This window comes from Poritiphilus flavus (genome assembly GCF_009901585.1).
GTDB classification, from domain to species: domain Bacteria; phylum Bacteroidota; class Bacteroidia; order Flavobacteriales; family Flavobacteriaceae; genus Poritiphilus; species Poritiphilus flavus.
Map to the genome: position 1 here is coordinate 139,309 of NZ_WXYO01000003.1, position 13,857 is coordinate 153,165.

General features: G+C 41.6%; 13 protein-coding genes. 10 read left to right on the forward strand and 3 right to left on the reverse strand.

All coding sequences use genetic code 11. The features are described from left to right. Positions 1-12: 12 nt before the first annotated feature. On the forward strand, positions 13-558 hold the full coding sequence (locus GTQ38_RS07550) for a pyridoxamine 5'-phosphate oxidase family protein (protein ID WP_161434889.1): 546 nt from the start codon (positions 13-15) through the stop codon (positions 556-558). Between the two features lie 103 nt (positions 559-661). Here the strand turns inward: GTQ38_RS07550 and GTQ38_RS07555 are convergent, their stop codons facing one another. The 3 genes from GTQ38_RS07555 to GTQ38_RS07565 form a co-directional block, all read right to left on the reverse strand. Continuing rightward, a complete protein-coding gene (locus tag GTQ38_RS07555) occupies positions 662-1,000 on the reverse strand; it encodes a DUF1801 domain-containing protein (protein WP_161434890.1) in 339 nt (112 codons plus the stop codon). Next, complete coding sequence (locus GTQ38_RS07560) at positions 990-1,529, reverse strand: DUF4199 domain-containing protein (protein ID WP_161434891.1); 540 nt, start codon at positions 1,527-1,529, stop codon at positions 990-992. The genes GTQ38_RS07555 and GTQ38_RS07560 overlap by 11 nt, the downstream gene beginning before the upstream one ends. A 79-nt stretch (positions 1,530-1,608) precedes the next feature. Then, positions 1,609-2,007: a response regulator transcription factor gene (locus GTQ38_RS07565; protein ID WP_161434892.1), complete on the reverse strand. Its 399-nt coding sequence runs from the start codon at positions 2,005-2,007 to the stop codon at positions 1,609-1,611. Between the two features lie 654 nt (positions 2,008-2,661). Here GTQ38_RS07565 and GTQ38_RS07570 point away from each other — a divergent pair. From GTQ38_RS07570 to GTQ38_RS07610, 9 genes are all read left to right on the forward strand, one after another. Further along, positions 2,662-3,210 carry an RNA polymerase sigma factor gene (locus GTQ38_RS07570; protein ID WP_161434893.1) on the forward strand — a complete coding sequence of 183 codons (549 nt, stop codon included), beginning with the start codon at positions 2,662-2,664 and terminating at the stop codon, positions 3,208-3,210. A 1-nt stretch (position 3,211) separates the two neighbouring features. Further along, a complete protein-coding gene (locus tag GTQ38_RS07575) occupies positions 3,212-3,889 on the forward strand; it encodes a tetratricopeptide repeat protein (protein WP_161434894.1) in 678 nt (225 codons plus the stop codon). A gap of 32 nt (positions 3,890-3,921) precedes the next feature. Next, the gene (locus GTQ38_RS07580; RefSeq protein ID WP_161434895.1) at positions 3,922-5,259 is read left to right on the forward strand and encodes a S8 family serine peptidase; all 1,338 of its coding nucleotides are present in this window, start codon (positions 3,922-3,924) and stop codon (positions 5,257-5,259) included. Positions 5,260-5,389: 130 nt separating this feature from the next. Continuing rightward, positions 5,390-8,308 carry a CHAT domain-containing protein gene (locus tag GTQ38_RS07585; RefSeq protein ID WP_161434896.1) on the forward strand — a complete coding sequence of 973 codons (2,919 nt, stop codon included), beginning with the start codon at positions 5,390-5,392 and terminating at the stop codon, positions 8,306-8,308. Between the two features lie 70 nt (positions 8,309-8,378). Continuing rightward, positions 8,379-9,146 carry a DUF2490 domain-containing protein gene (locus GTQ38_RS07590; RefSeq protein WP_161434897.1) on the forward strand — a complete coding sequence of 256 codons (768 nt, stop codon included), beginning with the start codon at positions 8,379-8,381 and terminating at the stop codon, positions 9,144-9,146. A 39-nt stretch (positions 9,147-9,185) separates the two neighbouring features. Then, the gene (locus GTQ38_RS07595; protein ID WP_161434898.1) at positions 9,186-10,229 is read left to right on the forward strand and encodes a P-loop NTPase family protein; all 1,044 of its coding nucleotides are present in this window, start codon (positions 9,186-9,188) and stop codon (positions 10,227-10,229) included. 26 nt (positions 10,230-10,255) lie between these two features. Further along, the gene (locus GTQ38_RS07600; RefSeq protein ID WP_161434899.1) at positions 10,256-10,738 is read left to right on the forward strand and encodes a hypothetical protein; all 483 of its coding nucleotides are present in this window, start codon (positions 10,256-10,258) and stop codon (positions 10,736-10,738) included. Beyond that, positions 10,713-12,047, forward strand: a complete 1,335-nt coding sequence (locus GTQ38_RS20960; RefSeq protein ID WP_238857849.1) for a DCC1-like thiol-disulfide oxidoreductase family protein — start codon at positions 10,713-10,715, stop codon at positions 12,045-12,047. The genes GTQ38_RS07600 and GTQ38_RS20960 overlap by 26 nt, the downstream gene beginning before the upstream one ends. A 53-nt stretch (positions 12,048-12,100) precedes the next feature. Next, a complete protein-coding gene (locus GTQ38_RS07610; protein WP_161434900.1) occupies positions 12,101-13,786 on the forward strand; it encodes an ABC transporter transmembrane domain-containing protein in 1,686 nt (561 codons plus the stop codon). Positions 13,787-13,857 lie beyond the last annotated feature (71 nt).

Below are 13,857 nucleotides of genomic sequence, written 5' to 3' on the forward strand. Positions count from 1 at the left end.
AAATTAAAACGTATGGGAAAGCGGCAGGCGAAGCTGAGCAGCAGGCTTATTAATTTTATCTCGGAGCAAAAACTCTTCTTTGTGGGCACAGCCATGGAGGAAGGAACCATAAACATATCACCCAAGGGTATGGATTCCCTAAGGGTTATTGACCAGAATCGGGTAATATGGCTTAATCTTACCGGCAGTGGGAACGAAACTGCCACACACCTTAAAAACAATAGCAGAATGACGTTAATGTTTTGCGCATTCGACAAAAAACCACTCATCCTCAGGCTTTACGGAACGGCCAAAGTCCATCACCAAAGGGACGCGGAATGGAAGGAGCACATCGGATTATTTCCTGAGATCCCAGGAGCCAGGCAACTTATCGATATGCAAATAGAGCTGGTACAGTCTTCCTGTGGCTTTGGCGTACCCCTAATGGATTACATGGGGGAACGGCATCTGCTGGATACCTGGGCGCAGGAAAAGGGAGAAGAAGGCCTGCTGGAATACCGAAAGCAAAAGAATACCACCAGCCTGGACGGGCATCCTACGGGTATTTTTGAGACTTAGTTAAATCCATAGTTTTCGTGAAAGTGTCTCCGGCTCCAGGGCGAGTTAAGCCCAATATCGAATCTGAACTACCTTGAGGTGCATATATGCCAGGAAAGGGGATTTACTCAGTGATTTCCACCAACCATTTAGCGATTTGTTTCTTAAGACCGCTGTCCAGGGAAGTGATCTTGATATGCTTTAAGGTATTGCCTTGTCCTTCCAATAGGCCAGCCGGATCTTTTAACCTTTCGATATTGTAAAATCCCAGAGTGATGTGTTTCTTAGCAAATCGCATATAAGCAAAGTCCTTTCCGTTGTTGAAAACAGGCATTTTCCATTTTATTTCTTCGCGCACCTCACTCACCGACCTATGTACAAGTTCTCTTAGCTCCTCCAGTACAATGACCTGCTCCTCTGTGGCTCCGGCTATATAATCGCTAATCTGGCTGTTATAGTTCATTTTTTGTATTTGATTTTAGAAAGAAACTCAGCAGTAAGGTGAAGGCAAGCCCTGTTATAAGGTTTCCTACAAAGGCGTAAAAACTTTGGGTAGAAGTACTCAAATAAGCTGCTTTTTCTTCAAGTTTTGCATTTAACATATCCGCCTTTACACCGGCGGTTTCCATTTTCAATCTCAGTGCCTCAAGGGTTTCAATTACATAAGACGGGTATAATATTTCATAAAAAATAACCGTAAAAACCACACTGAATATCGCGGTTGCGGCGCTAACTATTAACCCCTGTACAAAGGCCTCTCTATATTTTATACCTCTTCCAAGTGTTTCTTTCCGTTTCTTAATGGCAAAATAGATCGCGAAGAGCAGAAAAAGGTAGAGCATTAGAAAGAGTATGGTTCCGCCAGTCATTTCAGTTTCCAAAGCAATGGCTTCGGGACCGATCAATTTGAATGCAATAAGGGTCAGCAATAGGGCGGTGCCTGCCAGTGCTACTACAAATCCGTAAATTAGGGCTGTCTTTAGTTTTGCCATTTTCTCGTTTTTAGCTGAGGTAAAATTCAAATTCAAATTGGCAAAATTCAACTAAATGAGGTTGGAAAAAAGGGTGGATTTAATGGTTTCCACTCTTTTGTAGAACCCTGTCGCCATAAAACCTGAGTTCCTTTCGGTTTTTCAATCCCGTCTTTTTGTATATTCTGTTGATATGGCTCTTTACCGTGCTGATATCAACAAAGAGTTCATCCGCGATTTCCTGGTTCTTCTTACCCGAACAAATAAGCTCAATAACCTCCCGTTCCCGGTCCGAAAGTCGTTCTTTATAGGCAATTTCAACTGCCTCGGTGTTCTTATTATTCCCCAAAGCCATCCCAAGTCCACAGACCAACAGTATAAAAGGCACCAACAGTAAGGCATTCACATTATTGATCTCTACAATGCCGTAGCTATTGGAATAATGGAATATATCAAAGATCAGTACTCCTAAGCTTATGAGTACCGTTAAGAAAACCAAAAGTTTATTTTTTTTGATAGTGTTTACCATACTCAGTGAATTCCTGGGTTACAATGGACCCTAAGGTACGGGTAGGTCAATCCCCGGGCTTTCGTTAGGGAATAAAAATAAGAAATTAAACCAACAGAAAACATCCCTCAAACAGCTTTAAGGGTATAGACTAATTGATTCTGACATTGGATTTAATGGCCAGCTTAGGGATTAAAATAATATACAGAAGATTCAAGCGCCACTTTTTTAAATGTTTTTAGTTTGATGTATAGAATCCCAGCTTGACTTGATTGTAAATCCACTTTGGCTAATTTCTAATCCTAACGAAGATTTTTTAGTCTTAATGATCGGCATATACTCTACTCATAATTCGGCCCTCCGGAAGCTTACCAAAGGTTAATTCCCATTACATTATTTGTAAAATTTTCACTTCTTCGTATATAACTTAGAGTGAATTGAAACCCTCATTTTAGCGGCTCCAAGGCGCACTTTGGTAAAAATTTCGTTGAAGGAATTTACGGAAGATTAAAAAAAATGTCACGTTTTAGGAATTCGGTGCTTATAGGGTAAAAGATGCGAATGTGAATCACAGAATGAATTTCACTAGCAAACCAGATTTGTACCTTAGAATACTAACTTTGAATGCATTTGAAAACCCTATTCATGGAGAATAAGAATTTTGGTCTTACAGAAGCATCTTTTGCGGAAATGATCAATGACCTTAAGGCAAACGATACCCGTTTTTTCCTTCAGGTATTTCTCAAACAGTTTGAGGAAACCATATTGTATGTAAAACGCGAATGTGGAGCAAGTCATGAAGATGCCTATGATGCAACCATGGATACGCTTCTGGAGTTCCGGTTGCGATTTGTAAATGGAAAATTACGCTATGGGAATCTGAGATTTTTATTCACCAAAATGACCACTCAAATGTATCTGAGAAACAAAAAAAACAATCAACCCCTAACGAACGATATTACAGGGATTCCAGAGCGGGAAGAAGAACGTTCGGACGCTGCGGTCCCCGAAGGTTTTAGCCGGGCCTGGAATAGCCTGGGTAAAAACTGCAAAGAACTGCTTACACAGCACTATTACGGAAAAATGAAGCTAATTGAAATTGCAAAAATCACTTCAAAAAACCCTACTGCGGTTCGTAAACAGAAAGAGCGTTGTGTTAAAAAATTAAAAGATCTAATGGTTGAAATTATATAATATGGACATTGACAAAAACCTACAGCGATTTATTGACGATAAAACCTCTGATGAGGAGGCCGATGCACTTCTGGAAGTGTGGATAACTAAAACCAAAGATGCCGAATTACGCACAGAAGCCAGCTCAATCCTTCAAAAAGATTACGGCCTTGGCAGGAATCCTAAAAAAGGTGGCAAATTAAAATATTTAAGACCCTTGTTGGTCGCGGCAAGTTTGGCACTGCTGTTTTCGATGTTTTTTATCAATCGCGACGATTTCAGTGCAACAGAGCTTGCAGCCCAATATGTGGATACTGAAAGTCTGACTCATCCGGGAAATTCCAAAGGAGTAACCGAATTGGATACGAACAGAACCCGGGCCATTGTTGCCTTTAACAATACTGATTTTAATTTAGCGATTGTCCACTTCAATCAAATTAAAACAACCAGTGAAGAAGACAAATACTATCTCGGATTGGCCTACATGAAAAGCGGACAGATTCAACAGGCCATTGATACATTCGAAGAGGTTGGTGAGAGGAATGACGTACGCTTCAGACAGGAAATAAACTGGTTTTTAGCTTTATCCCATCTCCTCAACGGAAATACACCAAAGGCCACAGAATCAATAAAGAACATTCAAAATGGGGATTGGAAATATGACGATGCCCAGAAATTACTTCACCATATTAATAAATGAAAATGATTATTTTGAACAATAAACCCATTGCTATGAAACTGCTAAAACACCTAATCGTTTTTTTGATCCTGATATTTCTGGTTTCTTCCACGACCTCATGTAGCCCTGAAGAGGTAGAAGTTCCAGTAGAAGTGGAAGCTTCCAGGGTTTCGGATGATGCTAACGAGGATGACGATGAAGATGACGACGAAGATGATGACGACGATGACGACGACGATGAAGATGAATTAATTAAACATCCTACGCTTTTTTTCGTAAGACTGGATCCCAGCATTTCAGAAGATGAAATCGAAGATTTGTTGACTGACTTAAATTCTGTGGAAGTATGGTTCCGGGAAGAAATCAATTTGAGATTATGGAATACCAACGTTTTTCCCTATACCAGTATGGCTGGGGAGCAGATAACTAATATAGACGGCCAAATCGCCAGAGCCAAAAAAAGAGCTAAACTTAACGATGTCGAATTTAATTTTGGGTCTGTCCTAAGGGATCCCACGTCCTCCCAGGACCTATTTTGTTTTGAAAGCTCCAGTGTTTTGGCTCCAGCAAGTGATGCCTCTGTGAAAATTGCCATTTTCGATTCTGGGATTGATGAGAATGCTCTTATGGGTATTGCCCCTAATCTTTTGGATGAATACTCCGGTTACGATTATGTAAACGATGATGAGGTTCCAGAGGATCAGAATGGTCATGGAACTCAGATAACCAGCCTGATTTATCATCTGATCAATAAGGAGCAGGAAGCTCCGGATATCACATTTGATATACGTAAAACCCATGATGCCCAGGGAATAGGATATCTTTCGCATCTGATTCCGGCCATTCTCGATTCCGTAGACGAGGGAGCGAAGATCCTGAATTTCAGTTTTAGCTATCAGGATGAGAATACAGATACATCAAATCGCCCATTGAGACTGGCTATCGATTACGCAGCGCAAAATGGTGTTCTGATGGTTGCTTCAGCCGGTAACACTAACAAAAACAACGATGCGGATGATATTATTTCTTTTCCTGCTTCCTATCCCAGTAACCATATCCTTTCAGTAGCATCCCTGAGCTGTGAAGACAAACTTAGCGGGTTTAGCAGTTACGGTCGGAACACTGTTGATGTTGCTTATTTGGGAGAACATATCCCAACCACAGGCTTAAATGGTGCCCAATTAGACAAATCAGGGACCTCCTATACCACCGCCTATGTTACGGCAATGGCTGCCATTATGGCCTCTCATAACGAGAACATTAGTGCAGCTGCGATTAAATGCTCTCTGATTGAAACTTCTGTTTATTCCGACGAGTTGAAAGACCTGATCTTATCTCAGGGTATTATCAACTTTTCGTCTGCACTTGAGCAAATGGGATCCTGCCAGTAGTTGGTTGTAAGCAATAGTCTGTAAGTCTTTTCCTGTTATTAATCCCAATAGGAAAAGACTTCTTGTATTTCGGTTCTAAAAGGTAGGTGGGTCGAACCTACATTCATTATCTTAGCTTCAACCCTATGAAATGAAAATAAGACCCCACCCTTTTCAGCTCTTGATCTGCATCACAAACAAAAAGGCGGTATTATTGCTATGCCTTTTTTTTGCTTCATTCACCGTCTTTAGCAACGACTATTTTGAAGAACTCTATCAGCAACTTAATGCCAATATAGACGTAGAGAATTTCGAAGCGAACTTTCGCCTGATCGAGGAATGGGAAAAAGATAGCCAGTTTAAGCTATTGGACTGTTATGCCAAAGGCAGGATTTACCATAAAATAGGACTGTCGCATTACCTTGCTTATCAGGAAAAAAAAGCAGTCTATTATTTTAAAGAGAAAGTACTTCCGCTATGGGAGGGTTGCAAGACCGTGCCAACCACTGAAAAGGCCAATACCGTCTACAATCTGGGGATCTGTTATCAGTATTTAGGAAATAATGAAGAGGCCAAAGTCTACCTGGATGAAGCTTTGGATATTTTTGAGAAAGATCCTCAATACCCTGCCTATCAATTGGCGCTGAAATACCATGGTATTGCTTTGTTTTATGAAGAAAACAGTGATTATTTCAGGTCACAGCTTTATCTTTCAAGCGCTATAGATCTGTTCGAAAAAGAAAACGCGGTCCTTGAACAATTCGATGCCCTGAACGATGCGGTTACCCTTCAAATGGATTTTAAGGACTATGATCAGGCATCGGACTATGCGGATAAAGCCTTTGCTCTTGCCCAAACCCACAGTGGAGAAATCCCTTTTCAGGACCTGGCTCCGGTCTATCTAAACGCCGCGACCATTTATTATGAGCAGGAAAAATTCGAAGCTTCTCGTGAACGCGCTGAAAAGGCATTACAGATTATGGATAAGGAAGGGACCCCCCAGTTCCATGCCATAGGGCTGGAAATCCTGGCATTCCTGCACATGGAGAAAGGGCAGTTTAAGGCCGCAGAGGAATTAATGCATAGGGTCTTGTACAAAAGGAAGCAGTTTTACAAAGAAGATGGTGGATTAAGCCTTATGGCGTTGACCCATGAAAACTTTGCCGAGCTATACCTCCGTAAGGGCGACCTGTATAAGGCCAACGAACAACTTAAAAAGGGTTTTGCTATTGCTATGCCCGGAGCCAGCTTAGATAAATATGAAACACCCATTATAAAAAACTTCAGTACAATTGACGAAAGGGCACTGATACGCCTGTTGGAGTTAAAAACCCGAATATTTGAAAAAAGATTTGAGCAGTCAGGTGATTTTATCTACATGCAACGTTCGCTTAATGTACAGCACAAGATTGATTCCGTTATCAATCGAGGACTTCTTTCCTTTCAGTTTGAACAATCAAAGCTAGATTTTCTGAATACCCGATTTGAGCATTACGGAAAAGGCCTGCAGAACGCCTTGCAATTGTACGACATCACTAATGACCAATTTTATTTAGAGGAAGCCTTCAAATTCTCTACAAAAACCAAAGCCTCCATTCTGCAACAAGAACTCAATCGTGTAAATGCGCTCAGATCTACAGTTTCAAATGATGTCTTGGTTAGAGAACAGGAATTGCGACAACGAATGAACGAACAGCAAGACTTACTTCTGGAGGCATCTGATGAACTTAGAGATTCCCTGTCCCAGACCTTTATAAAGTCTCAGAATGCTTTGGAAGCCTTTCAGGTAGAAATTGAAAAAAACGAACCACAATACTTTCAAGAACGATACAAATTCTTAAAAGCACCAGTTGTTAAAGTACTTCAGGAAGAACTTCCTGAAGACATGGCCATGGTTGAATTCTTTGTGGCACAGGATACGGTTCATGCCTTCTGGATTGGAGGGGAAGCTTTTCTGAATACAGCCGCCCATTTGGATGATCAGCTAAAAGGAAGCATTGCACGTTTTACCGAACAATGCCGTAACCCCGAATTAACCATTTCAACAAAAGACTCGCAGTACATTTATGACAAGCTGCTAAAGGAAGGAGTCAACCAGCTGAAAAGTGTAGAACGCCTTTGCATTATCCCCGATGGGGTCCTTCATACCGTATCATTTGAGGCTTTAAATGATGGTCAGGACTACCTTATCCGGAGATTTGCTTTTTCCTATGCCTATGCACCGGCATTAATAAGTAAGGATCCCGAAGATTCTTACGAGCCCTCTTATGATTACCTTGGCTTTGGCACTACATATAGCGATCAATTGAACCCCTTACTACGCTCAAAAAAAAGGTTTTTTGGAAAGGAAACCCTGTCAAAGCTAACCCTTGCGGGAAAGGAAGTGGAGCAAGCCGCTCAAATTTTCAAGGGTAAAACTTTTCAAGATCAGAAAGCAACACTTGAGAATTTTTATACGCACGCGGAAGAGGCGCGTATCATCCATCTTTCTCTTCATGGATTGGTGGATGTAGACGACCCCAATCGTTCATGTGTCATCTTTGACGATTCTCATCAGAACTTCCTGCTTTCCCCTACAGGTCTTTATAAAATGCGCATCACCGCAGACCTGGTATTGCTAAGTGCCTGCCATTCGGCTAGTGGAAGAATCTACAAGGGTGAGGGTGTTCAGGGAATGAGCAAGGCTTTTTTACTAGCCGGAGCACAAAATGTGCTTTCCAGTCTTTGGAATGCAAGTGAGGCAAGTTCTATGGAGATGACCCAAAATCTATTGAAAAACATTGATAAAGGGCTTCCTTTTGACAACGCCTTACGCGAGTCCAAACTAAAATACCTACAGCAGGCGCCTCCTAGCCAACAGCACCCTTACTATTGGGCCAATTTTATTCTTCTCGGTCAGGTGGATCAGGCCTTAAAATCTGAATCCTTCCCAGTTCCACTTTTGATGTTGGTTAGTGTGGTGGTCATCCTTATTGTTGTGTTTTTCTCTAGAAAATTTTTGAAGGGGTTTTCACTTTCCCCACCAGGCACCGCTCTATTGCCTGAAAACAAAAAAAGCTCCCTTAAATAGTCACGTTTTAGCTTTCGCTCTCTTATAGCTATAAAGGATTGTTTTAAATCTATCTATAGTTCCAAAAGATATGAGAACCCTAAAGTGTGCATTACCCGTATTAATTTTCTTATTGTTTTCATTCCACTCAGAAATTGTTGCTCAGGACGGAGTAAAATTTTGGGCCGGGCACTCGTTGGGAACTAAGCTAACTGAGCAGTGGCGTATAAGAGTCGGACAGCTTTACCTTTTCGATGAGGTCATGGACCTGAGCTCCTTGCAGAACAGTGCCAGAATTGAATACCGGTTTAATAGCAAATTCAGGATCGGGCTGGGTTATGTACGCTCTTCAGACCCCTCAGACCCGGACCAGGAGGCTCGTAACCGTTTAGACCCCAGAATACGATATAATTTCAGGCTCGGGAAGCTGAGAGTTGCAAATACTTTGCGGACGGAGTGGCATTTCCCCGAACGAAGCAAGTTTGAATATCGCATTCGTTATGCCCTTCGTTTGCATCGTGGAGATTGGGGATTACCCCTTAATATGACTCCATACATTACCAATGAACTCCATTATTACCTGGACGGGAGACCCTTTCAATACAGGGACCCTCAGGGAGAGGCAGTTGTGAAACAATCTCCCGACGGACTACATGCTCACCGAATTATGCTGGGTCTGCGTTTTAAACCGTTCAAGCGCGCAAATGCCAGCATTTATTTTATGAGACAGACGGAATTCAATCTGGGAAACAAATATAGAAGGATCAACGTCACTGACCCCAGGAACGGTGAAGTGAAAAGGGATTTCAACAATTTCTCGGTTCTGGCCTTCAATTTTTCTTATCGCTTGAAAATATAGCAGAATCTCTAATAAACATAACCCTAAAAAATATTTATCATGAGTACTATAAAAAAAGCAAACAGCTGTAAATGTGTTTCAGATTTTAAATTGGACACTTCGATCATCAAGAGTCATAAACCCGAAGCAGGCGATGTGGCGGTCTTCGAGGTATTGGAGATTGGTTCTCTTAATGCGATACAGGACTTTGAAGGTCGCAATTGCTACATTTTCGAAGGAGACCAGATCATGTTGGCTTTCGGCAACCGGTATGCTACGAATCAATTTGAGGCCTATGTTCCTCCCACATATCAATCCGAATACGATCTCGTAGGAAAGGGAGGTGTGGCAGGAGCGGTAACTTCTATGTTCTACAAGTTACAGGAGATTGGACCTACTAAAATCAGGCTCATCGGATATGCATCAGATGAGCAGGGCGTTATCAATACCATCTATCGCCATAAGGAGAAGGTAGCATTCCAACCTTTGGTTGAAAGGAAGTTCAAGACCATACTTTCCCTGGGATCCAGCATGGACAGTGGAAAGACCACAACGGCTGCCTTTCTTTCTCGAGGTCTTAAGAATGCCGGAAACCGTGTAGCTTACATCAAGCTGACAGGCACTATATTCAACAAGGATAAAATGCTTTGTTTCGATTGCGGAGCCGATTATGTCAGTGACTTTTCAGAATTGGGTTTCCCGTCAACTTATCTATGTTCCCGGGACACGATATTAGACATATATGAATCCCTGCTAAAGGAAGTGGGCGCAGCGAACCCCGACTATGTTGTTATAGAGATTGCCGACGGTCTTTATCAAAGAGAAACCAATCAGTTGATACACCACCTACCTTTTACTAATACAATAGACCACGTTATCTTATCCTGTAGTGACAGTCTGGCTGTGAATACCGGTCTACGTTTGCTGTCTCCGATATTTGGCAATAGATTATTTGCCCTTGGCGGATTGTTCACAGGAAGCCCCTTACTGGTCCAGGAAGTTGAACAACGGGAAACTTTACCGGTACTGGATCTTGAAAAGCTGGTTGATGGGACGCTTCTCCGTGATCTTTTGACCTCCAAGAAAGTAAAAATAGCGATGTAAAATCGTCTTGCTAAAAATTTAGGACAATGAATTTTTCCAAGCCCCAGGCTATTTTATTCAGTGCTGTTTTTCTAGGTATAGTGATCTCCCCAATTGCACAAAATTGTGCAAGGAAGCCAAAGGATAGCTTCCCATTGTCTTACTATCCCATGTTCGCCAAAAAGAGGTCCGAAAACTATGGGCTTTATTATGTGGTAGGACATGATACCCTGGGGAATAAAAATAGGATCCCCTATAGACTGGTAGGAACCGGTGGATTTAACCAGGTGCGGAGACAGATCAACAGGGGGCCTAAAAAAGAAAGGGGAATTCCTTTTCTTAAAAAGGTTTCTCAAACCTTAGCACACAAAGACGTCAAGCTTTACAAAAAGCTGGTTCATTTGGAACTCGTTAAAGGGTATTACCATTTGGAGAATTATTTTTTGCATAAGGATACCATTCCGGTACTGGAGAGAACAATATCAAAATATAAACTAAAAGATCATGAAGAACTTCTGGACCTCCCTTAAGAAAAGGTGGTTTATCCCCGTTGCCCCCGAACGCCTGGCCTTATTACGGATCGCGACCGGACTTTTTTGCCTGTGGTATCTTTTTTCCAGATACGATATGCTTCAGCGAATGATTCGGAATGCGGATGCCTTTGAGCCTGTAGGAATGCTGTCCTGGATGAAGCAACCTTTAGAACCAAATACGTTTTGGTGGATTAGTTTGGTGCTCATAGGCCTTAATCTCTGCTTTATCTTCGGTTGGAAATTCAGGATAACAGGACCTGCTTTTGCACTGCTCGCCCTGTTGTTTTTCACCTATCGCAATTCATGGTCAATGATTTACCACAATCGTAACGCCCTGGTATTGCATATGGTGATCTTGGGTCTTGTGGCATCTGCCGATGCCTGGTCTTTGGACTCGTGGAATAAGAGGCGAAAGGGACTTAGAAAAAAGCAGGAAAACTGGAAATACGGTTGGCCTGTTATGCTGATCTGTGCGGTTACTGTGGGATCTTATTTCTTGTCAGGTGTGGCTAAGCTTGCAGGCGACCTGGCGTTAGAATGGGCTAATGGAAGTGCCATGAGGTCACAAGTCGCGGTGGATGCCATCAGAAAATCTGTTTTGGGTGCGGAAACTGCTCCATTGTTTAACGTGATTTATAAGCATACATGGTTGTTTTTAGTGATGGGTGTATTTACATTTCTTGTGGAGTTGGGCGCCCCTCTGGCGCTTCTTCATAAGAGATTGGGTAAACTTTGGGCCGTACTTACATTTGGTATGCACTGGGGTATCTTTTTTATAATGGGTATTACGTTCAGGTATCAGATGAGCGGACTGATTTTTCTATCTTTTTTTGAACCGGAAAAACTCTTTAGCAATCAAAAAAAGAAACCCGTACTAAACAATGCCAAAAGTTCATTGCAAAAACTTAGTGAAACCAGTCCTATTGTACTTTTTGACGGGGCCTGTAATTTGTGCAATGGTTGGGTACAGTTCATCCTAAGATATGAAAGGGAGGCCGAAATTAGTTTTGCTTCGCTACAATCGGAGCCCGCAAGGCAATTGTTGGAATCATATGGACTGCGACAGGATTTGAGTTCCATCGTCCTCGTTGAAGATCAGAATCTCTTTCAAAAAAGTGACGCCATACTAAAAATCATAGAAAAGCTTAGGCTCCCGTGGTCCCTTATGATCTTTTTCACCTTTATCCCAAGACCTTTAAGGAATACGGCATATTCCTTTGTGGCACGATATCGATACACCTGGTTTGGAAAGCGAGATCGGTGCGATCTGTTCCCGCAGGCACAAAAGCTCAGATTCATAGAATAGTTTTTAACCAGCAATGAAATTGAGCTGCTAAAAATCCTAGAACTACTAAGCAGATGCGAACAACGAAATGGCGTTTGATCAAAGGATTTGCAAAGGGGCAGAAAGCGCTTCTTACCATAACACTGTTGCTTGGTTTTACCTATAACTTGTTTACAATACTTATCCCGATCAGTATTGGTAAATTTTATGAATTTGCCTTTGGGTTCTCTTCTCACAGGCTTAAGGCCTTTGGGTTTATACCCTTTATGGATACGGAAGATCATATCTCGTTCCTGGTAGTGTTTTTCACCCTTGTGATCTTCCGCTTTGGCTTTGAATACGGTAATCGCTATGGTATGTCATTAGTAGGGGAACGTTTTGTCAAGTCTTTAAGAGAACGTCTGTTTGATTGTCAAATGCAAATTGCGTTACCGGTATATAGCGAGAAGGGTATTGGGAAGTATTTGCTGCGCTTTAGCGGAGATTTAAAAAGTATCCAGAACTATTTGAAACAAGGCCTGATGCGCTTTGTTCAGGATGTCACGCTCCTCAGTATAGTATTCATGGTTATTACTGCAATCGATGCGTTAATGGCCTTACTAATTCTGGGAGTCTTGGTACTGGCTTCCTTTATACTATGGCTGATTAATAAAGTGATCTATAAACAATCTCTTGAACGTCGCAACCTGAGGTCTGGAATGCTCTCTTTCGTGAATACCAGATTAAGGGCAATGATAAGTCTTAAGGCCTTCAATAAAAATACTCCGGAAAACAAACGGTATCACAAACGCTCAACGAGTTTGTATCAAATTGGTAGAAAATATGCCAATACCCTTGCCCTGATGCAGGCGAGTGTTCCCGCTATCACCTATACCCTTCTGGGGGTAATTATGGTTTATGTACTTAACTCTCCAACCTATCAAAAGAATCATGGGGGTTCCACGCTTTTAGTGGTAATATTGCTTATACTTTCTATTCTTCCGGTATTAAGACGTGTACTTAGAGTAAGTATAGTTTGGAAACTGGGTAATATCTCGTTTGATAAACTGATTCAGGTATTCGAATTGCCAAAAGAAAATGAGTTACCGTTTCAAGAATTATCCCGTGAGAAAGACCCGATTATATTTGAAAACGTTCAATTTTCATATAATAATGCACCTAAGTCTGTATTCAGGAATCTGAATCTTGTTATCCAACCGGGAAATACAACGCTCTTATTTGGGCCTTCAGGATGTGGTAAATCTACAATCATAAAACTCTTACTCAAAACAGTTTCTCCCGGAAAAGGACGATTGAAGATTGGTGAGATTCCCTATACTGTACTTTCGGAAAAAGCGATCAGAAAACGGATCGCTGTGGTTTCTAATGATTATCCTTTGTATGGAAGGGATGTATACGAAGCCATTGTCTATAGTCGTAGCAAGGAGCGTAAGATTCGGGCGTCGAAATTGTTGGCATACATGCAGTATTTTGAGAACCCCAAAGATCATCTGCAACTACATGACCGTATCGGAGATCTTGGCAGCAACCTAAACTCGGGTCAGTCCAAGTTACTGCAATATTGCCGTGCCTTCCTTACGGACAAACCTATCCTCATTATCGAGGAACCTTTCAAGTCTTTAAGCTGCAGAACCAGGAGTCGTGTTTTGGATAAATTGAAAGATCTGCAAAACGAAAAAACAATCATTTTGATAAGCCACTCCCAAAAAACTCAACTGAAAACAGATCAAACAATCAATTTGGCTGCCCAGGTCCAATAAAACCCAAAAATTTCCGGGATTTTTAAAGCCTTCTCTATTGACTCATTTAAAAGGCTTTTTTTAAGAAACTC